General features: G+C 73.1%; 16 protein-coding genes. 7 read left to right on the top strand and 9 right to left on the bottom strand.

Translation table 11 applies throughout. The annotated features are described in order from the left end of the window. Positions 1-310: 310 nt before the first annotated feature. From AB0E02_RS34765 to AB0E02_RS34745, 5 genes are all read right to left on the bottom strand, one after another. Positions 311-1,561, bottom strand: a complete 1,251-nt coding sequence (locus AB0E02_RS34765; protein ID WP_362147251.1) for a styrene monooxygenase/indole monooxygenase family protein — start codon at positions 1,559-1,561, stop codon at positions 311-313. Between the two features lie 159 nt (positions 1,562-1,720). Then, positions 1,721-2,338 (bottom strand): ATP/GTP-binding protein, encoded by a 618-nt coding sequence (locus tag AB0E02_RS34760; RefSeq protein WP_362147248.1) that lies wholly within the window; start codon positions 2,336-2,338, stop codon positions 1,721-1,723. Between the two features lie 37 nt (positions 2,339-2,375). Then, positions 2,376-2,777, bottom strand: a complete 402-nt coding sequence (locus AB0E02_RS34755) for a DUF742 domain-containing protein (protein ID WP_030415977.1) — start codon at positions 2,775-2,777, stop codon at positions 2,376-2,378. Continuing rightward, on the bottom strand, positions 2,774-3,268 hold the full coding sequence (locus tag AB0E02_RS34750) for a roadblock/LC7 domain-containing protein (RefSeq protein ID WP_030811402.1): 495 nt from the start codon (positions 3,266-3,268) through the stop codon (positions 2,774-2,776). The genes AB0E02_RS34755 and AB0E02_RS34750 overlap by 4 nt, the downstream gene beginning before the upstream one ends. Further along, a complete protein-coding gene (locus AB0E02_RS34745) occupies positions 3,265-6,342 on the bottom strand; it encodes a nitrate- and nitrite sensing domain-containing protein (RefSeq protein ID WP_362147243.1) in 3,078 nt (1,025 codons plus the stop codon). The genes AB0E02_RS34750 and AB0E02_RS34745 overlap by 4 nt, the downstream gene beginning before the upstream one ends. A 612-nt stretch (positions 6,343-6,954) precedes the next feature. Between AB0E02_RS34745 and AB0E02_RS34740 the strand changes: the two genes are divergently transcribed. Next, positions 6,955-7,800 carry a protein phosphatase 2C domain-containing protein gene (locus tag AB0E02_RS34740; protein WP_362147240.1) on the top strand — a complete coding sequence of 282 codons (846 nt, stop codon included), beginning with the start codon at positions 6,955-6,957 and terminating at the stop codon, positions 7,798-7,800. A gap of 33 nt (positions 7,801-7,833) precedes the next feature. Here the strand turns inward: AB0E02_RS34740 and AB0E02_RS34735 are convergent, their stop codons facing one another. Continuing rightward, positions 7,834-8,301, bottom strand: coding sequence for a MarR family transcriptional regulator (locus AB0E02_RS34735; RefSeq protein WP_362147256.1), 468 nt, complete (start codon positions 8,299-8,301; stop codon positions 7,834-7,836). A gap of 336 nt (positions 8,302-8,637) precedes the next feature. Between AB0E02_RS34735 and AB0E02_RS34730 the strand changes: the two genes are divergently transcribed. Then, the gene (locus AB0E02_RS34730) at positions 8,638-9,501 is read left to right on the top strand and encodes a lysozyme (RefSeq protein WP_362147237.1); all 864 of its coding nucleotides are present in this window, start codon (positions 8,638-8,640) and stop codon (positions 9,499-9,501) included. A gap of 88 nt (positions 9,502-9,589) precedes the next feature. Here AB0E02_RS34730 and lon read toward each other — a convergent pair whose 3' ends face one another. Together lon and AB0E02_RS34720 are read right to left on the bottom strand one after the other, a co-directional pair. Beyond that, positions 9,590-11,998 (bottom strand): endopeptidase La, encoded by a 2,409-nt coding sequence (gene lon / locus AB0E02_RS34725; RefSeq protein ID WP_362147234.1) that lies wholly within the window; start codon positions 11,996-11,998, stop codon positions 9,590-9,592. An 89-nt stretch (positions 11,999-12,087) separates the two neighbouring features. After that, on the bottom strand, positions 12,088-12,912 hold the full coding sequence (locus tag AB0E02_RS34720) for a pentapeptide repeat-containing protein (RefSeq protein ID WP_362147254.1): 825 nt from the start codon (positions 12,910-12,912) through the stop codon (positions 12,088-12,090). A 472-nt stretch (positions 12,913-13,384) separates the two neighbouring features. Here AB0E02_RS34720 and AB0E02_RS34715 point away from each other — a divergent pair, with 472 nt between their 5' ends. Beyond that, the gene (locus AB0E02_RS34715) at positions 13,385-13,888 is read left to right on the top strand and encodes a YfbM family protein (RefSeq protein WP_030811381.1); all 504 of its coding nucleotides are present in this window, start codon (positions 13,385-13,387) and stop codon (positions 13,886-13,888) included. A 140-nt stretch (positions 13,889-14,028) separates the two neighbouring features. Next, positions 14,029-14,583, top strand: a complete 555-nt coding sequence (locus AB0E02_RS34710; protein ID WP_362147230.1) for a hypothetical protein — start codon at positions 14,029-14,031, stop codon at positions 14,581-14,583. Between the two features lie 467 nt (positions 14,584-15,050). On the opposite strand, the gene AB0E02_RS34705 is transcribed toward AB0E02_RS34710, so the two are convergent. Beyond that, positions 15,051-15,944 (bottom strand): rhomboid-like protein, encoded by an 894-nt coding sequence (locus AB0E02_RS34705; RefSeq protein ID WP_362147227.1) that lies wholly within the window; start codon positions 15,942-15,944, stop codon positions 15,051-15,053. Between the two features lie 357 nt (positions 15,945-16,301). Between AB0E02_RS34705 and AB0E02_RS34700 the strand changes: the two genes are divergently transcribed. The 3 genes from AB0E02_RS34700 (at position 16,302) to AB0E02_RS34690 (ending at position 19,084) form a co-directional block, all read left to right on the top strand. Continuing rightward, positions 16,302-17,114, top strand: coding sequence for a spermidine synthase (locus tag AB0E02_RS34700; RefSeq protein ID WP_362147225.1), 813 nt, complete (start codon positions 16,302-16,304; stop codon positions 17,112-17,114). Between the two features lie 72 nt (positions 17,115-17,186). Beyond that, positions 17,187-17,927, top strand: a complete 741-nt coding sequence (locus AB0E02_RS34695; RefSeq protein WP_030811368.1) for a response regulator transcription factor — start codon at positions 17,187-17,189, stop codon at positions 17,925-17,927. After that, positions 17,924-19,084, top strand: coding sequence for an ATP-binding protein (locus tag AB0E02_RS34690; RefSeq protein ID WP_362147221.1), 1,161 nt, complete (start codon positions 17,924-17,926; stop codon positions 19,082-19,084). The genes AB0E02_RS34695 and AB0E02_RS34690 overlap by 4 nt, the downstream gene beginning before the upstream one ends. Positions 19,085-19,181 lie beyond the last annotated feature (97 nt).

Genomic DNA, 19,181 nt, shown 5'->3' with positions numbered 1-19,181 from the left:
GGTGTTTGGGACGTAAAGCGACAGCAGTCCCAAACACCGGCCCCGCAGGCCCGTCACCGCACCCAACACCCACCCAGCCCGCCGCAGGCGCAACGACGAGACCACCCCCGGTGGGAAAGGCGAGTACGTGCGGGGCGCCGCAAAGCGCAACGGCGACCAAGCCCCGCGGCGGGACAGACAGCAACGTGCGGGGGCGCCGCAAAGCGCAACGACGAGACGCCCCGCGGCGGATCAGACGGCTACGTGCGGGCGGCACCGCAAAGCGCAACGGCGAGCAACCCCCACGGCGGGGCGGCCAGGTACGTGCGGATCACCCCAGCGACGCGAGGTACGCCGCCGTCTTGTCCGGGTCGAAGAAGAAGTTTTCGAAGTCGGACGGGTCGTCGAAGCCGTTGGCGAAGCGGTCGGCGATGGGCTGGAGCTGGCCGGCGGCGCCGATGAGGTTCAGGACGTGCTCCGGCGGCGGGGCCAGCATCGCGTTGGTCCACTTGGTGACGTGCTGGGCGGTGGCCCAGTAGCGGTCGAACGTGGCCTGCATCCACGCCTCGTCGAACGGCTCCTCGCCGCGCTCCACGATGGAGGCGAGGTAGGCGGCGGCGCACTTGGAGGCCGAGTTGGAGCCCTGGCCGGTGATCGGGTCGTTGGCGACGACCACGTCGGCGACGCCGAGGACCAGGCCGCCGGAGGGCAGCCGGCCGATCGGGTTGCGCACGGTGGGGGCGTAGCGGCCGGCCAGCGTGCCGTTGGCGTCGGTCAGTTCGACCTTGGTGCAGCGGTCGTACTCCCACGGCAGGAACGTCTTCATCAGGTCCAGGGTGACCGCAAGGTGCTCGGCGGGGTCCTTGACGTTGCCGAAGGCGTCCAGCGGGCCGCCGGGGATGCCCTCCCAGAAGAGGATGTCGGCCCGGCCGGAGGTGGTGAGCGTCGGCATCACGAAGAGCTCGCCGACACCGGGGACGAGGTTGCAGCGCACCGCGTCGAAGTCGGGGTGCTCGGGGCGCGGGCCCATGCCGTGGACGTAGGAGACGGCCAGCGCCCGCTGCGGGGCGTCGTACGGCGAACGGGAGGCGTCGCGGCCGAACATGGAGACCAGCTCGCCCTTGCCGGCCGAGACCAGCGTCAGGTCGTAGCGGCTGGCGAAGAAGTCCAGGTCGGAGACGGCGGCGCCGTGGATGACGAGCTGGCCGCCGCGCTGCGCGAAGGTCTCCATCCAGCCGGCCATCTTCACCCGCTGGTCGACGGACTGGGCGTAGCCGTCGAGCTTGCCGACCCAGTCGATGGCGCGCTGGGAGCCGTCGGGGCCCTCGTGGCTGCCGGGGGCGGCGACGGAGACGCCGAGGCCCTCGATGCGCGGGGCCTGGCTCTCCCAGAAGTTGATGCCGAGGTCGCGCTCGTGCTGGAGGGCGGTATGGAACATGCACTGCGTCGACATGACCCGGCCGGAGCGGATCTCGTCGGCGGTGCGGTTGGACATGAGGGTGACCTCGTAGCCCTTGGACTGCAGGCCCAGGGCGAGCTGGAGACCGGACTGGCCGGCTCCGATGACGAGTATTTTCCGCATGGCGGCACTCTTCTCTGCTACTGCGATGTTCGGGTGAGGGGTGGGGTCGTGCGAGGGGTGTCCCCTCAGGGGGCGGGCCCGTGGGGGTGGGCCCGTAGGAGGACCGGCCCGTACGAGGACCGGCCCGTGGGAGGGCCGGCTCGTAGGGAGAGCGGCCCGTTATTCCGGCGCGGCTTCCAGGGCGTGGCCGACCAGGGCGAGCAGCGACTGGATCACGGTGGTCCGCCTGCGCGCGTCCATGATCACGATCGGTACCTCCGCCGGTACGGTCAGCGCCTCCCGGACGTCCTCGGCCTCGTAACTGTCGGTGCCCTCGAAGTGGTTGACCGCGACGATGTAGGGCAGTCCGCAGCTCTCGAAGTAGTCGAGCGCCGGGAAGCAGTCCTCCAGCCGCCGGGTGTCGGCCATGACGATCGCGCCGATCGCGCCGCGCACCAGGTCGTCCCACATGAACCAGAACCGCTGCTGCCCGGGCGTGCCGAACAGGTAGAGGACCAGTTCCTGGTCGAGGGTGATCCGCCCGAAGTCCATCGCGACCGTGGTCGTGGTCTTCTCCGGGGTGGCGGTCAGATCGTCGGTGCCCTCGCTGGCCTGCGTCATCACCGCCTCGGTCTGCAGCGGAGTGATCTCCGAGACCGAACCGACGAAGGTGGTCTTGCCGACACCGAAGCCGCCGGCCACCACGATCTTGGTGGCGATCGGCGCCCGCGACCGGTCCGTCTGCCAGCTCTGCAGCCCCGCGTCGGTGGCCGTGGCCACCGGGCCGGCCTGACCCACGGAACCGGCGGTCGTCGTCGGCCCGGCCGATATCGTGTCAGAGCCTGTGAAGTCCACTCAGCACCCTTTCGAGCAGCGCGCGGTCGGGCCGGCCGGTGCCGTGCCCGGTGCCGTAGACGCGAATCTTTCCCTGGTCGGCGAGGTCGCTGAGCAGGACGCGGACCACGCCCAGCGGCATCTTGAGGAGGGCGGAGATCTCCGCCACCGAGCGCATCCGGCGGCAGAGCTCGACGATCGCCCGCATCTCCGGCATCACCCGGTCACCCCAGCCGCCGGACGTGAGCTCGCGCCGTTCTTCGGGGGCTTCCAGCGCGGCCACGAAGGTCTCGACGAGCAGCACGTGGCCGAATCGCGTGCGGCCGCCGGTGAGCGAATACGGCCGTACGCGCGAGGGTTTGCGATCCCCGCCGCGCACGGGGAGTTTCGGAGTCTTGCTCACTGGGCGCTCTCCATCGACTTGCGGAGTTCGGTGCGGAGTTCGGGGGTGAGGACATGACCGGCCCGGCCGACGAACAGCGCCATGTGATAGGCGATGACGTTCATGTCGCAGTCCGGGGCGGCGTGCACGCCGAGCAGCGAACCGTCGCTGATCGACATCACGAACACGCTGGCCTCGTCCATCGTGATCATCGTCTGCTTGACGGCCCCGCCGTCCATCAGCTTCGCGGCACCCTGGGTGAGGCTGCCGAGGCCGGACACGATGGTGGCCAGGTCTGCGCTGGACCCGCGGGGCCCGCCGGCTCCGCCGGGGCGGGCCGTCTCGTCCGCCCGGTCAGGGTCGGAGCTGAGCAGCAGCAGCCCGTCGGAGGAGACCACCGCGACCGAGCGGATGCCCGGCACCTCCTCCACCAAGTTGCTCAGCAACCAGTGGAGATTGCGGGCCTGGCTGCTCAGTCCATGTCCGTAAGCAGTGGGCGCTTGCGCCTTCACTCGCGTGCCTCCTCGACAATGTGGCTCTCTTCCGGGGCCCCCGCTCCGTCGGTGTCGGGTCGTCGGTCGGTCCGTTCGGTCGTGCCTTCCGCGAGCTCGGCCGCCACGTCGCGCCGGCCGGTCCGCGCCCCCTGCTGGAATCCGCCGAGCCGGCGCCGCAGCGCCTCGGCGTTGGCCGCACCGCTCTTGCGCGGGGCGGTGGGCGCCTGCTGCTGCGCCACGATCTTGGGCGTGCGCTTGGGCAGGCCCAGGCTGGTCCGCTGCTTCTCCTCGGGGCCCGCGGGCGCCTCGTCGTCGGACGCCGTGTTGTCGGACGCCGCGTCGTCGGGCGCCGCCCCGGAAGGCGCCTGGTCCGCGGGCGCGGTGTCCGTGGGCGCCGGGGCAGTGGCCGGGGTGGCCGCCTCGGCGCGGGTGTGCTGGTCGGGGCCGATGGCGTACGGGTCCGCCGCGGCCGGGCCGACGGCCGGGGCGGGCTCCTCCGGCGCGTCCTCCCGGGGCCGGGTGTGCTCGGCGGTCCCGCCGGCCGGTATCCCGGCCGCGTCGAGCGCGCGCTCGGCGGCGGCGACGAACGGGTCGCCCTCCGGGCTGCCGGCGGGTCCGTCCTGGCCGGGTGCCGGATCGGCGGCCCGTTCCGGTGCCGGCGCGGGCTCCGCCGCGCCGCGGCCCGCCGCCGGGTCCAGCCGCGGCACCCGCGTCGGCAGGGCGTTGGAGTTCGCCTCGGCCACCGAGCCGGGCAGCCCCGGGGCGTGCGCGTCGTGCGCGACGGTCAGCGAGGACGCCGGGCCGGGACGGGTCGGCAGGATCGAGCCGGGCAGCACGATGACGGCGGTGACCCCGCCCTGCTTCGCGTCCCGCAGCTGGACCCGGACGCCGTGCCGGGCGGCCAGCCGTACGACCACGTACAGCCCGAGGCCCAGCGCCTCGTCGATGTTCTCGGCGGTCGAGGCCGCCTCCGCGTCCGTCAGCCGCTCGTTGAGCTCGGCCATCCGCTCCGCGGTCATGCCGATGCCCTCGTCCTGGACCGAGAGCATGACCTCACCGCTCTCCAGCAGCCAGCCGGACAGCTCGACGTAGGCGTCCGGCGGCGAGAACGCGGTGGCGTTCTCCAGGAGTTCGGCGACCAGGTGGCTCAGGTCGTCCGCGGCGAACCCGGCGACCTGGGAGTGCGGCGGCAGCGACTGGATGCGCACCCGCTCGTAGCGTTCGATCTCACTGACCGCGGCGCGCAGCACGTCCAGCAGCGGGACCGGGCCCGGGTGGTTGTTGCCGTGCTGTTCGGCGCCGGCCAGGACCAGGAGGTTCTCGCTGTTGCGGCGCATCCGCGCGGCGAAGTGGTCCAGCTTGAAGAGGGTGTCCAGCCGCTCCGGGTCCTGCTCGGTCTCCTCCAGGCCCTCGATGACGCCGAGCTGGCGCTCCACCAGGCCGAGGGTGCGCAGTGCGAGGTTGACGAACCGGCCCTGTACGCCGGTGTGGGCGGCCTTGAGCCGCTCGGTGAGGTCGGCGATCTCCTCCTTGAGCGCCTCGCCCTGCTCCTGGAGCACCTCGCGCTCGGCGACCAGCCGCTGCCGGCCGCCGATCAGCCGCTTGCGCTCGCCCTCCAGTTCGGTGGTGCGCCGCGACAGCTCGCCCACCTGGGTGTGCAGCGCGTTCACCGACCGTACGGTGGCGGCGAATTCGTCGTTGCGGCCCTTGTAGGTGATGGGGTCCTCGTGCGCCGGGTCGGCGGCCACCCGGCGGGCGCCGATCCGCAGCGCGGCCAGCGGCTGGGTCATCGAGCGCGCGGCCCAGATGCCGGCGCCGACGGCCAGCAGCAGGCAGAGGCCCTCCAGGCCGATCCGGATCTCCAGCTCCGTGACGTCGTCGTCGCGCAGTTGGCCGAGACGCTGGATGTCGGCGGTGGCCATGGCCGATTCGACGCCCCGCATCAGCCCGATCCGGGTGGTGAGGGCGTTCTCCACCCGCTGGCGGCTGAGCCGCAGATCGGCGGCGTCCAGGCGCGGCTGGTCGGTGAGCCGGGTCAGATAGCGCTCGGCGGTGCTGATGTCGGTGCCGGTGACGGTGCGGTCGTAGCGGTCCCGGGCGCCCTGGCCCGCGGTCTCCCGGAAGTCGCCCAGTGCCGCCTGCTCACGGACCCGCGCGACCTGGGCGAGACCGGTCAGCGTGGGCTGGCTGCCGCCCGCGTTGAGCCCGGCGAGCAGCAGGGCGCGGGTGCCGGCCGCCTGGTCGGTGGCGCGGGCCAGCGCGGGCAGCGCCCGGGTGTCGGCGTCCGCGGAGTCCGCCCGGGCGGGCAGCCCGCGGGCGATGTCGTCGCTGATCGCCCCGAGTGCCTGGATGATGTCGGTGTAGGCGCGGTAGACCTGCTCGGCCGATTCCGTCCGGGCCAGCGCCATTTGACGGGTTTCCGGGAGGGTTTTGAGCAGTTTGGCGGCGGTCGCGTAGACCGCGCTGTCACCGGAGGCGTCCTGGGCCTCGGTGCGCAGGTCGTCGATCTGCCGGTCCACGCGGGCGCGCTGGGGGCGGGCGACGGCGGCGTTGTCGGCACCGGGTCCGCTGGTGACGGCGGCGCCGGCCGCGGCCGTGTTCGTCCGGGTGCCGTTGACGCCGGGGAGGCCGGTGCCGGTGCCGGTTCCGGTTCCGCCCGTTGTGGTGCTGGTCGTTCCGCTTCCACCGGTCGTGCTGGTTCCGCCGGTTGATGCCCTTCCGTCGGTTCCGGTCGCGCCGCCGGTGCGGGTGCCGTTGACCGTGCCGGTGCCGGCGCTGCTGCCGGTTCCGTTGACCGTGCCGTTTCCGGGGCCCGTGCTCGTCCCCGGTTTCGCGCCGTTTTCGCCCGTGCCCGTACGGCCGTTGCGGCCCGCGGCGGCGTAACCGGTCATCCCGTCGCGTTCGTCGGCGAGGGAGTGCGCCAGCGCGATGGCGCGGGCGTTGAGTTCGGCCAGGTCGACCAGGTGCTGGCTGTTGCCGGCGTCGTCCGCCGTGCCGAGCAGACCGGGGGCGCCGGCTCCGAGGACCGCGACGGCAACGACGGCCACCGCTCCGACCAGCCGGTTGCGCACCCGTGCGGGACGGGGCCCCACGAGGTCCGCACCGCCGGTCGCGCCCGGTCCCGTACCGGAACCGGAGCTCTTGCCAGGACCCGAACCCGTACCCGGTCCGGAGACCGAACCGGCCGGTGAACCCGGCTTCCCTGCGCCGCCCCGAAGCCGCATCTTCCGCACCGCTGCTCGCATTCCTGTCTCGCCTGCCCACGCCGTATGGCGTCGCGGACCCGGCTCGCTCTCCGCTCGCGGGCGGACCTGCGCGCACTCCGCAGCAGCGCATACTTCCGCGAGGGGGAACGGTCCGGCTCTGCGCGTCGCGACGAATGTCCTGGCCCCCCGTGATCCGGGCAACGACCATTCCACCGGCCCCGCGCAGTGGCTCGGCATCACATGCCCGGCCACCTGAACGAGTGAACATCAATCGGAGTTTGACCATCAACTTCCGCGCGGCAACGATTTTCGCCGCACCCCCGCGCACCCCCCGGACGGGTTTGGAGATGCCGCGCCGTCCTGGCAGGATGCGCGCCCGCACGCCGCCGGAGCGCCGGTCCGTACCTTCCGCGCGGCGCTGACCTGCCCGTACGCCACACGGGGCCGGGTGCGCCCGGTCACCCGGCCGCATCCGCGCCCTCCGGCAGACTTGCCGGCATGCGCATCGCACTCGCCACCGAGCCGGGCGACCCCCAACGCCCCAACGAGGACTACGCATCGGTCGCCCTGCCGGCCTCCGGCCAGGGCGGAGTCCTGGTCCTGCTGGACGGTGTGACCCCGCCCGAGGCGGACTACGGATGCCGTCACGCGGTGCCGTGGTTCACCGCGCGGCTCGGCGGCGCAATGCTCGAACTGTCGGTTTCACACCGGGATATGACGCTGGCTGAGGCGCTCGCGGCGGCCATCTCCCGGACCGCCGCCGTTCACCGGGGCACCTGTGACCTTTCTCACGCCCGCACTCCGCAGGCAACTGTGGTGGCCGCCAGGTGGTCCACGGGCACCGTCGAGCACCTCGTGCTGTCCGATTCGGTGCTCCTCCTGGAGCACGCCGACGGGTCGGTGCACCCCGTGCTGGACCCGCGGCTGGACGAACTGCCGCCCGAGGTCCGGGCGCTTGGCGCCGCTGTACGGGCGCTGCCCCGCGGGTCGGCGGAACGGGCCGCGGCGGGGCGGGAGTACGGGCGGGCCGTCGAGGCGCTGCGCAACGTGGCGGGCGGCTTCTTCACGGCGGCCGCGGATCCGGCGGTGGCGGCCCGCGCGGTCACCGGCACCACGCCGCGGGCCGCGGTCCGTTCGCTGACCGCCCTCAGCGACGGTGCGGGCCGCTGGGTGGAGGTCTTCGGGGAGGGCTCGTGGGCGGAGTGCGCGGGCCTGGTGGCAAAAGAGGGGCCGCAGGCCCTGATCGACCGGGTGCGGGCCGCGGAGGCGGCGGACCCGGAGTGCGCGGCCTACCCGCGGGGCAAGGCCCGGGACGACGCCGCGGTGGTCTTCGTCATGCCGTGACGGGCCCGGCCGCGGCGCAGCACTACGCGGCTTTCACCCCTCTTCGCCCTCTTGCTCCGTGTTCAAGCGGTGCAGCAGCCGGGCGAGTTCGGCCACCTCATGGCGGTCCCAGGCGGCGAGGCGCCGGGCGTAGCGGGCGCGGCGGGCGTTGCGGACACGGGAGAAGCGCTCCCGGCCCTCGTCGGTCAGGCGCACCAGGACGGCGCGGCCGTCGGCCGGGTCCGGCGCCCGGGCGACCAGGCCCAGCTGTTCCAGGGCGTGCAGCTGGCGGCTCATCGTGGCCTTGCCGACGCCGAAGAAGCCGGCGAGGTCGGTGGCGCGCTGCGCGCCGGCGTCGGCCAGCCGGACGAGCAGGCCGTAGGCGGACGGCTCCAGGTCGGGGTGCACCTCGCGGGCCAGTTCACCGGACGAGGCCCGGGCCCGGCGGAGGAACACCGCCAATTCGCGTTCCAGGGCGAGGAATACCTGGTCCACACCCACCGGCTCGCCGTCCGCCGCCATCCCGTCGGCCCCGGTGTCGTGCACGTCAGCGCCCCTTCCCGCATTTCCTGGTCTGAAAGTTTCCGCCCCCGTCGGCCGAAGCCGCAGCTCGGCCAGTATTTCGCAGGATTAGACCAACGGCAGCCCAGGGACCCTCTTTTGTCACGCCGGTCTACGCGCGTATCGTCATTTATGGCATGGCCACACCAAACGGCGGGCCGTTCGCCAAAGGTCCCGCCGCGCGTCCCGCACGTCCGCACCTCCGTGTCAGCCGCGCCCACGCCATGCCGGCAGATCACCCCCCTCAGAGCAGCACGCATCCCCCCTCAGGTCACACCGAGATCTCCGGAGACACGTATGTCCGTGCTCAGATCCGGCTCCCCCCATCGCCCCGCACGCTCGCTCGCGACCGTGACCGGGACCTTCCTCACCCTCCTCGCCCTGCTCCTGGCGCTGCCCGCCACGGCCGGTGCCACGGCCGTGCGGCGCGCACCCGAGCCCAGCCACCCCGGCCAGGACTGGGCCGGCTCGCAGATCGCCAGGCACGAGGGCACCGCGGCCGGCCGCGCCGCCCCGCCGGCGGGCTCGCTCGCGGCGTCCGTCGAGGGCGTGGACGTCAGCAGTCACAACGGCAATGTCGCCTGGTCGACGCTCTGGAACAGCGGCGTCCGGTTCGCCTACGTCAAGGCGACGGAGTCCACCAGCTACACCAACCCGTACTTCGCGCAGCAGTACAACGGCTCCTACAACGCCGGCATGATCCGCGGCTCTTACCACTTCGCGACCCCCAACACCTCCAGCGGCGCCGCCCAGGCCAACTACTTCGTCGACCACGGCGGCGGCTGGTCCCGGGACGGCAGGACGCTGCCCGGCGCGCTGGACATGGAGTACAACCCCTACGGCGCGACCTGTTACGGGCTCAGCGCGGCCGGACTGGTCAACTGGATGAAGGACTGGTTCGCCACCTACAAGGCGCGCACCGGCCGGGACGCGGTCATCTACACCTCCACCAGCTGGTGGAAGCAGTGCACCGGCAATTCGTCCGTCTTCGGCGCGGTCAACCCGCTGTGGGTTCCGCGCTACGGCTCCTCGGTCGGCGAACTCCCGGCCGGCTGGGGCTTCCACACCATCTGGCAGTACACCTCGACCGGCCCCACGGTCGGTGACCACAACCGCTTCAACGGCGCGATGGACCGGCTCCAGGCGCTGGCCAACGGCTAGCGCGGCCGGCCCGCCGACGGCCCGGCGGGCACCCCGAGACCCCTCCCGCCTGCCGCGGGAGGGGTCTTCCGCTCCGGTCGCGTTACCGTCACGCCGCGACCGGAACCTCCGGTGCCGCGCCGTTGCGGGCCGGGGTCAGCGCGAGCTCCAGCACCTGGCGGACGTCCGAGACCGGGTGCACCTCCAGGGCCGCCAGGACCTCGGCGGGCACGTCGTCCAGGTCCGGCTCGTTGCGCTTGGGGATGATCACGGTGGTGATCCCCGCGCGGTGCGCCGCGAGCAGCTTCTGCTTGACGCCGCCGATCGGCAGCACCCGCCCGGTCAGCGAGACCTCACCGGTCATCGCCACGTCCGGCCGGACCTGCCGGCCCGACAGCAGCGAGGCCAGCGCCGTCGTCATCGTCACGCCCGCGCTCGGCCCGTCCTTGGGAACGGCACCGGCCGGTACGTGCAGATGCACCCCGCGCTCCTTCAGGTCGCCGACCGGAAGCTCCAGCTCCGCGCCGTGCGAGCGCAGGAACGACAGCGCGATGTGCGCGGACTCCTTCATCACGTCACCGAGCTGGCCGGTCAGCGTCAGACCGGAGGCCCCGGTTTCCGGATCGGCGAGCGACGCCTCCACGTAGAGGACGTCACCGCCCGCGCCGGTGACCGCGAGGCCCGTCACCACGCCCGGCACGGCCGTCCGCCGCTCGGCCGGGTCCTGGGCCGACTCGGGGGTGTGGTGCGGCCGCCCGATCAGCGGGCGCAGCTGTTCCGCGCCGACGCCGAACGGCAGCTCCCGCTCGCCGATTTCGTGCTGTGCGGCGATCTTGCGGAGCAGCCGGGCGATCGACCGCTCCAGATTCCGCACGCCCGCCTCGCGGGTGTACTCGCCCGCCAGCTTGCGCAGCGCGTCCTCCTCCAGCGTCACCTCGCCGGCCTCCAGACCGGCCCGTTCCAGCTGACGCGGCAGCAGGTGGTCCCGGGCGATGACGACCTTCTCGTCCTCGGTGTAGCCGTCGAGCCGGACCAGCTCCATACGGTCGAGCAGCGGCTCGGGGATGGCTTCCAGGACGTTGGCGGTGGCCAGGAAGACCACGTCGCTCAGGTCGAGTTCGACCTCCAGGTAGTGGTCGCGGAAGGTGTGGTTCTGCGCCGGGTCCAGCACCTCCAGGAGGGCAGCGGCCGGGTCGCCCCGGAAGTCGGAGCCCACCTTGTCGATCTCGTCGAGCAGGACGACCGGATTCATCGAACCGGCTTCCTTGATCGCCCGGACGATCCGGCCCGGCAGCGCGCCGACGTACGTACGGCGGTGGCCGCGGATCTCCGCCTCGTCCCGGACGCCGCCGAGCGCGACCCGGACGAACTTGCGGCCCATGGCGCGCGCCACGGACTCGCCCAGCGAGGTCTTGCCCACACCGGGCGGCCCGACCAGCGCGAGCACCGCGCCGCCCCGGCGGCCACCGACCAGCCCCAGACCGCGCTCGGCCCGCCGCTTGCGGACGGCCAGGTATTCCGTGATCCGCTCCTTCACGTCCGCCAGGCCGGCGTGGTCGGCGTCCAGGACCTCCTTGGCGCCGGCGATGTCGTAGGCGTCCTCGGTCCGTTCGTTCCACGGCAGTTCGAGGACGGTGTCGAGCCAGGTGCGGATCCAGGAGCCCTCGGGGCTCTGGTCACTGGCCCGCTCCAGCTTGTCGACCTCCTTGAGGGCGGCCTTGCGGACGTCCTCGGGCAGATCGGCGGCCTCGACCCGGGCGCGGTAGTCGTCGCTCTCGTCCTCGGGATCGCCGTTGAGCTCGGCGAGCTCCTTGCGGACCGCCTCCAGCTGGCGCCGCAGCAGGAACTCCCGCTGCTGCTTGTCGACGCCCTCCTGGACGTCCTTGGCGATGGACTCGGCGACGTCCTGCTCGGCGAGATGGTCCCGCAGCGCCTCGGTGGCGAGCTTCAGCCGGGCGACCGGGTCGGTGGTCTCCAGCAGGCGCACCTTCTGCTCGACGGTCAGGAACGGCGAGTAGCCGGAGTTGTCCGCCAGCGTCCCGACGTCCTCGATGCCCTGGACACGGTCGACGACCTGCCAGGCGCCGCGCTTACGCAGCCAGCTGGTGGCCAGCGCCTTGTACTCCGTGACGAGTTCGCTGACGGCGCCCGGCAGAGGGTCCGGGACCGTCTCCTCCACTGCGGTGCCCTCCACCCACAGCGCGGCACCGGGCCCGGTCGTGCCGGACCCGATCCGCACCCGGCCGAGGCCCCTGATCAGCGCTCCGGGATCGCCGTCGGACAGCCGTCCGACCTGCTCGATCCGCCCGAGCGTGCCGATGCCGGCGTAGTTCCCGTCGACGCGGGGCACAAGGAGCACCCGCGGTTTGTTGCCCGAGGAGGCGGCGGCCTGCGCGGCCTCCACCGCGGCGCGCACCTCCGTGTCGGACAGGTCCAGGGGCACCACCATGCCGGGGAGCACGACCTCGTCATCGAGGGGCAGCACGGGCAGAGTGAGCGGTGTGGACGTCGAAGCCATGATCTCCCCTTCGGCAAACAAGTTGAGCTTTACCCACTCAATGCCGGGAGCCGGGGAGATGTTCCCCGCCGCGCGTTCGCTGTGAGCGATCAGGCGGCGGGCCGCCAGTGGCCGGGGCGAGCCAGACCGGACGGGAGCTTGGTGGCGGCATCGCCCTTGGCCGCGTTCAGTTGGGGCTGGGTCAGGAAGAGCGCGCCCGTCAGATCGGCGCCGCTGAGGTCGGCGTCCCGCAGGTCGGCGCCGATCAGGTCGGCGCGGCGCAGGTCCGCCCCCGTGAGGTCGGCGGCGATCAGGTACGCCCCGCGGAGGTTGGCGCCCTGGAGCCGCGCGCCCTTGAGGCGGGCCCCCATCAGGTCGGCGCCGCGCCGCTCTTTCTTCCGGCCGGGCACCTCGGCCCGGACGAGCTCGCTGGTGCGCAGCAGCAGGACGTTGACCTCGGCCCGGTGGGCGGGCACGTCCAACTCACCGAGCTCCTCCGCGCTGCCGCGGGTGAGGGCCTCGGTCTTCTCCAGCGCGGCGCGCAGGTCGTCGTGGACCGGGCGGGCCGCCGGCAGGGTCAGTGCCTCGGACAGGTACCAGAGGAGTTCGTGCAGCTGCCGCATGACGGGGAAGACGTCGAACATCTGCCGGGCCGTACCGGGCGCCTGCCGCCAGTCCTCGCCGCCGAAGGTGACCTGGGAGACCTTCTGCCCGGCACCGAAGCAGTCGAAGACCGTGCAGCCGGAGAAGCCGCGGTCCCGCAGGTCGCGGTGGATCCCGCAACGGAAGTCGCTCTGCAGATTGGGGCAGGGCCGGCCGGCGTCCTTGTCGATCGCGAAGTCCGCCGAGCGCGCGAACGGCAGCGCGACGCAGCAGAGCCCGAAGCAGCTGCCACAGTCGGCCGTCAGGCCGCGGTCGACAGGCGTGAGGCCCAGGTCGGCGGTCTGCCGACCGGATGCGACGGCGTCGGGAAGCGGACGGGCGGTGCGGTCACGGGACACGATGCGAATACTCCTGCAGGCCGGCGGGCGCGGTACGCGGCAGCGCCCGAAGAGGACCCCCATTCTCCCAGGCCGCACCCACGACTCCGGCAGGCGCCGAACGCCCTCACCCCCACTCACCCGCACACTCCCCCAACGGGAGGGGACGGGCCGGAGGGGCCGGTTGTGTGGACGTAAAGCGTCAGCAGTCCACACGACCGGCCCCGGAGGCCCGTCACCGCACCCACCACAAACCCAGCCCGCCGCAGGCGCAACGGCGAGACCACCCGCGGCGGGACGGCCAACTACGTGCGGGGCGCCGCAAGCGCGCAACGGCAAGCAAGCCCCGCGGCGGGAGAGACGGGTACGTGGGAGGCACCGGCGAAGCCGAGCCGCGTTGTCAGTGGTCGCCCCTAACCTCGGTCACATGAGCATGATCGGAGAGTACGCACGTGTGACACCTGCCGAACTCACCCGTGTCCTGGGCGATCCGGAGTGGGGGCTCACGCTCGTCGCCCGGCGGCGTGAGGCGGAGGCCCAAGCGGCGCCCGAGCCGGCGAAGGCGCGCTGCCTGGACGTCGACAAGAGCTGGGACGCGCTGGGATTCCTGCTGCGCCGCGCCGGCTTCCCGGTGGACGTCGTGCACGGCGAGGAAGCCGTCCCGGACGCCGAGGACTGGGGCTACGGCCCGCCGCGCTACCTCACCCCCGAGCGGGTGCGGACCGCGGCCGAGGCGCTCGCGGAGATACCCGCGGCGAGCCTGACGGCCGGGGTCGGCCCGGAGGACCTCGCCAAGGCGGAGGTCTACCCGACGATCGTGTGGGACCGGGGGGAACCACTGGACTACGTCACCGATTACTACGCACTCCTGCGGCCGTTCTTCGGCGCGGCGGCGGAGAAGGGGGACGCAATGCTCATGTGGCTGGGGTGACGCGATGCCCATGTGGCTTGGGTAGCGGGACCGGGGCAGGGAGAAAGGAGGTCAAGGGGGCGACCGTTCGCCGCCACAACGGCCCCTCGGCTCCGGCCCGGACGACCCTCACGGCACGTCAGGACTGCTAGGTTCGCGGCATGTTGCAGCGGATGTCCGGGGTGTTCATCGGTGCACTGTTCGGGACGGTCTTCGTGGTCGCCAACGCGCACGATCCGCTGAGCCCCGCCGTCGGCGTCACCCTGCGCGTGGTCGCGGTGCTCACCTTCGCGGGCCTGTTGGCGCTGGCGCTGCTGGCGGGCCGCCGGGGCCGGGCCGTGGTGGACGGGGACGGGGCTCCCCGGGCGGACTGGTTCCGCGGGAAGTTCGGGTTCGTGGTGGCGGCCGAGGCGGTGCTGCTGATCGGCGGCCGGCTCGCGCTGCGTGCGGCCGGCGCCCCCGACGAGACCGCCGTGGCCTGGATCGCGCTCATCGTCGGCCTGCACTTCATGGCGCTGGCCGCGGTCTGGCAGCGGCGCTCGATCGCCGTCCCGGGCTCGGCGCTCACCGCGCTCGGCGTGGCCGGTCTCGGAATGGCCGCGACCCGTGCCGTGGTGTGGGTGCCGTTCGTCAGCGGCGTCCTGTCCGGCGTCGCCCTCCTGGGCGGCTGCGCCTACGCCATCGCGCAGAGCTACCGGTCCGCCGTACGGCCGTAGTTGGCCCACGGCGGGCGGGGGACCGCGCGGTAGGCGGTGCGGTAGGCGTACGGCGCGCCGGGCGTGGTCGCGCCCCGGCGTGCGGCGTAGCTCCGCTCGTGCCTCCGTCCGTTCCTCCGTTCGCCCCTCCGTCCGTCCCTCCCTCCGTCCGTCGCGGGCGCATGCCCCGAGTTCAGCGCGGGCACCCGCACCGCGGTTCAGGTGTACCGACACCCTGCGATCCAGGGCGTGCCGGCACCCCACGGCTCAGGCGTGCCCGCCCCCGCGATTCACGACATTCCGGCACCCCATGGTTCAGGGCGTGCCCGCACCCCCGCGACTCACGACATGCCAGCACCCCGACGGTTCAAGGCGCGCCCACGCCCCGGGACTCCCGCAACACCCCGCGACTCCCCGGGACACCCCGCGACTCCCCAGGACTCCCGCAACACCCCGGGACGCACCGCAACTCCCCGCGACGCCCCCGCTCAGGCGGTGTCCGCGCCCCGCAGGGCCGGGTGGCCCAGGTCGCCGAGGAGCGGGGTGGGGCCGGTGCGAACGGCCCGCCAGTGGCGGAGCAGTGGCCAGCTCGCCACGCCCAGGGTGAGCGAGAGCAGATGGCCCCAGTCCGTCATCGGGTCGGCGTAGGCGAGCAGGGCGGTGCCGGCGAACCAGCCGACGCCGCCCAGCAGCGGCCAGCGCAGCCAGGCCGGCAGCACCCCGGCCAGGGCGCCGGTGCAGGTCATCACGCCGAAGCTGATGCCGTAGTCGAGGCGGTGCAGCGAGCTCTCCGGCAGCCCGCCGGCGGCGACGGTGAAGGCGACCGGCACCTCGGTGGCGAGGGTGGCCAGCGCATGCCCACCGAAGAAGACCGCGGCGGTGCGCAGCCCGCCGATCCGCCGTTCCAGCGTGGGCAGTACGACGAGGAAGCCGAGGGCGTAACCGGAGGTCAGTCCGCCGGCGACCCACAACGCGCTGGCGACCAGCACCAGCAGCGGGGCCTGCGCGAGGTGCACCACGTCCGTGCTGGAGCCCTGGAGCAGTTGGGAGACCAGGGTGGGGTCGGCGTGCTCGGCGAAGAGGGAGGTGGCCACGAGCAGCAGCGCATAGCCGGCGGAGAAAGGGGTGTTGAGCAGCAGCCGCCAGGGCCGCGGGCGGGCACCCGACGGACCGGCCCCACTCTCCACAGCGGCCACGGGTGCCGCGGCGTCCCGGCCGGTGCGCTGCCGGGGAATGCCCGGCAGGACGGCGGGCGGTCCGTCCGCTCCCGTTCTCCCGGCCGTCGACCGACCATCCGGCGCCCCCGTCGCCCGGCCGCCCGACGTCCGCTCCCCCCGCGCTCCCCCGACCCGCATTCCCCCGACGGTCCCCAGCCTGCTCACGGTCACAAGGCCCCTTCCGTCCTGACGCATCCACCGAGCCACGCCCGGAGTCCCTGGGCCGTGCGTGAGTGCTCCGCCGTGCACGTCCGCTCGCCCTGCACAACGTCGCGGACCAGCCTGCACGCTCAACCCATGAAGAAGCTGTGAGAGTGAGATGCCTCACACGAGGCAACCCTCACGGGGCGCCCCACGGTCCCGCCGGACTCCCTTCCACCTACCCGCGCCAGCGTTCCGCGGACCGCCGCGCCCGGCCCCGCCGCGTACCGGGCGGCCCGGCCTGCCCGCACGCGACCACCTCTCCTTCCAGCGCCCATAAGCCGTTGGACCACCGGGCTCCCTCTTGGCCACCATGGCCGTATGGCTGCTCCCGTCACCCCGCCGCAGACCCCGTCCGAGCTCCCCGAGGCCCCGCGCACGCTCGACCGCCGCGAGGGCCCGTACGGCGAGGTGGTCCTGCGGGAACGGCCCGGGTCCCCGGGCGGCCCGCCCGTCATCCACGAGATCATCGCCAACGGCTGCTTCCTGATGGACACCTCCGACGGCCGCTCCGAGCGCCTGCTGGTCGACGCCGCACTGAGCGAGCTGCCGGCCGACCGGGCGCGGCCCGCCGTCCTCATCGGCGGCCTGGGCGTCGGCTTCTCGCTGGCCCGGGCGGCCGAGCAGCCGCGCTGGGGCCGGATCACGGTCGTCGAACGCGAGGCCGCGGTCATCGACTGGCACCGGACCGGCCCGCTGTCCGCGATCTCGGCCGCGGCGCTGGCCGATCCCCGCAGCGAGATCCTGCACACCGACCTCGTCGCCCACCTCCGCACGGACACCGCACCGCCCCGCAGCGACGAGGGCCCCGTCACCCACGGCGGTCCCGCCGGCGACGACCGCCCCGTCACCCCCAGCGGTCCCGTCACCTACGACGCCCTCTGCCTCGACATCGACAACGGCCCCGACTGGACCGTCACCGAGGACAACAACGGCCTCTACTCCCCCGCCGGCCTCGCCGCCTGCCGGGACCGGCTCACCCCGGGCGGGGTGCTCGCCGTCTGGTCCGCGCAGCCCTCCCCGGCCTTCGAGGAAGCGCTGCGAAATGCCGGTTTCCATGGGGTGCGTACGGAAGAGATCCCGGTTGTCCGAGGCGTCCCCGACGTCGTCCACCTCGCTCGGAAGGCTGCGTAGCCGACAGTCACACCATGCCCGTACGCTGCTGCCCAGCAAGACGCGACCACGCAGGGAATGCAGGGGCGGGCGATGGACCAGACTCAGACAACGCAGGGCGGCGCCGCCGCTGCCACACCGGGCGCCCAGCGCCGGGTGCTGGTGGTGGAGGACGACCCCACGATCGTCGAAGCCATCGCGGCCAGGCTGCGCGCCGAGGGCTTCCAGGTGCAGACGGCCACCGACGGCCCGGCCGCGGTGGACACCGCCGAGGCCTGGCAGCCCGACCTGCTGGTCCTGGACGTGATGCTGCCGGGCTTCGACGGCCTGGAGGTCTGCCGCCGGGTCCAGGCCCAGCGCCCCGTTCCGGTGATGATGCTCACCGCCCGGGACGACGAGACGGACATGCTGGTCGGCCTCGGCGTCGGCGCCGACGACTACATGACCAAGCCGTTCTCCATGCGCGAGCTGGCCGCCCGGGTGCACGTCCTGCTCCGCCGGGTCGAGCGCGCCGCGCTGGCCGCGCACACCCCGCGCAGCGGCATCCTCCGACTGGGTGAGCTGGAGATCGACCACGCCCAGCGCCGGGTCCGGGTCCGCGGGGCCGACGTCCATCTGACCCCGACCGAGTTCGACCTGCTGGTCTGCCTGGCGAACACCCCGCGCGCGGTGCTCTCCCGCGAGCAGCTGCTGGCCGAGGTGTGGGACTGGGCGGACGCCTCCGGGACCCGTACGGTCGACAGCCACATCAAGGCGCTCCGCCGCAAGATCGGCGCCGAGCGGATCCGTACCGTCCATGGCGTCGGCTACGCCCTGGAGACCCCGCCGGCATGAGCCCCTGGCGCCTGCGTTCCTGGCCGCTGCCGAAACGCCGGTGGTGGCGCACGCCCGTCCGTGAGCTGGGAAAACGGGTCTGGGAGGCGCTGCGCCCGCTGGACCCGTACCGCTCGGTCAAGGCCGCGCTCGGCGCGCTCGTCAGCGTCTCGGTGATCATCACCACACTGCTGGTGTTCGTCGCCATGCACTCGGCGACCGAGCTGCGGGTGATCACGATCTTCTCGATCATCGCCTCGCTGCTGATCACCCAGTTCGTGGCGAACAGCCTGACCGCCCCGCTCGGGGAGATGACGGACGTCACCCGCGCGATGGCGCACGGTGACTACACCCGCCGGGTGCGCTCGGGCCGCCGCGACGAGTTCGGCGACCTGGCCGTCGCCTTCAACCGGATGGCGGCCGACCTCGAAGCGGTGGACACCCACCGCAAGGAGCTGGTCGCCAATGTCTCGCACGAGCTGCGCACGCCGATCGCCGCGCTGCGCGCCGTATTGGAGAACGTCGTCGACGGCGTCTGCGAGCCCGATCCCGAGACGATGCGGACCGCCCTGAAGCAGACCGAGCGGCTGGGCCGCCTGGTCGAGCACCTCCTCGACCTGTCGCGGCTGGACAACGGCGTGGTGCCGCTGCACGCCCGGCGCTTCGAGGTCTGGCCGTATCTGTCCGGGGTCCTCAAGGAGGCCAACATGAGCCGCGGCGCCTCCACGCTCTCCGGGCTGACCGGCTCGGGCACCCACACCCGTACGGACGTCCATCTGCACCTCGACGTCTCGCCCCCGGAGCTCACCGCGTACGCGGACGCGGAGCGGCTGCACCAGGTCGTGGCGAATCTCATCGACAACGCGATCAAGCACAGCCCCCGGCATGGCAGGGTCACCGTGCGTGCCCGGCGCGGCGAGGGCCCGGAGGGCCTGACGCTGGAGGTGCAGGACGAGGGTCCCGGCATCCCGGAGTCGGAGCGCTACCGGGTCTTCGAGCGCTTCAACCGCGGCGGCCCGGGCCCCTCGGGCCCGGGGACGGACGGCGGTACGGGCCTGGGCCTGGCGATCGCCCGCTGGGCGGTGGACCTGCACGGCGGCCGGATCGGTGTGGCCGAATCGGCACGGGGTTGCCGAATCCGGGTCACTCTTCCGGGGCAGGAGTCAGCACGGAGCTGACGACCGTACGGACGGTCGCTGGCGTAGGGTCGGTGGTAGGAGCACTCACCCCGTGGGTGCGACGACGGTGAGTGCTACCCGCACACGGGCAAACTCC

The organism is Streptomyces sp. NPDC048196, assembly GCF_040652715.1.
GTDB classification, from domain to species: Bacteria; Actinomycetota; Actinomycetes; order Streptomycetales; family Streptomycetaceae; genus Streptomyces; species Streptomyces siderophoricus.
Note: the sequence above shows the minus strand (reverse complement) of the source record. Positions and strands in the feature narration are given on the sequence as shown.

Coding starts and splice junctions, on each gene's coding strand:
- AB0E02_RS34715 (WP_030811381.1), top strand. CDS start 13,385: ATGAGCATGATCGGAGAGTACGCACGTGTGACACCTGCCGAACTCACC.
- AB0E02_RS34740 (WP_362147240.1), top strand. CDS start 6,955: ATGCGCATCGCACTCGCCACCGAGCCGGGCGACCCCCAACGCCCCAAC.
- AB0E02_RS34695 (WP_030811368.1), top strand. CDS start 17,187: ATGGACCAGACTCAGACAACGCAGGGCGGCGCCGCCGCTGCCACACCG.
- AB0E02_RS34710 (WP_362147230.1), top strand. CDS start 14,029: ATGTTGCAGCGGATGTCCGGGGTGTTCATCGGTGCACTGTTCGGGACG.
- AB0E02_RS34735 (WP_362147256.1), bottom strand. CDS start 8,301: ATGGCGGCGGACGGCGAGCCGGTGGGTGTGGACCAGGTATTCCTCGCC.
- AB0E02_RS34730 (WP_362147237.1), top strand. CDS start 8,638: ATGTCCGTGCTCAGATCCGGCTCCCCCCATCGCCCCGCACGCTCGCTC.
- AB0E02_RS34700 (WP_362147225.1), top strand. CDS start 16,302: ATGGCTGCTCCCGTCACCCCGCCGCAGACCCCGTCCGAGCTCCCCGAG.
- AB0E02_RS34765 (WP_362147251.1), bottom strand. CDS start 1,561: ATGCGGAAAATACTCGTCATCGGAGCCGGCCAGTCCGGTCTCCAGCTC.
- lon (WP_362147234.1), bottom strand. CDS start 11,998: ATGGCTTCGACGTCCACACCGCTCACTCTGCCCGTGCTGCCCCTCGAT.
- AB0E02_RS34690 (WP_362147221.1), top strand. CDS start 17,924: ATGAGCCCCTGGCGCCTGCGTTCCTGGCCGCTGCCGAAACGCCGGTGG.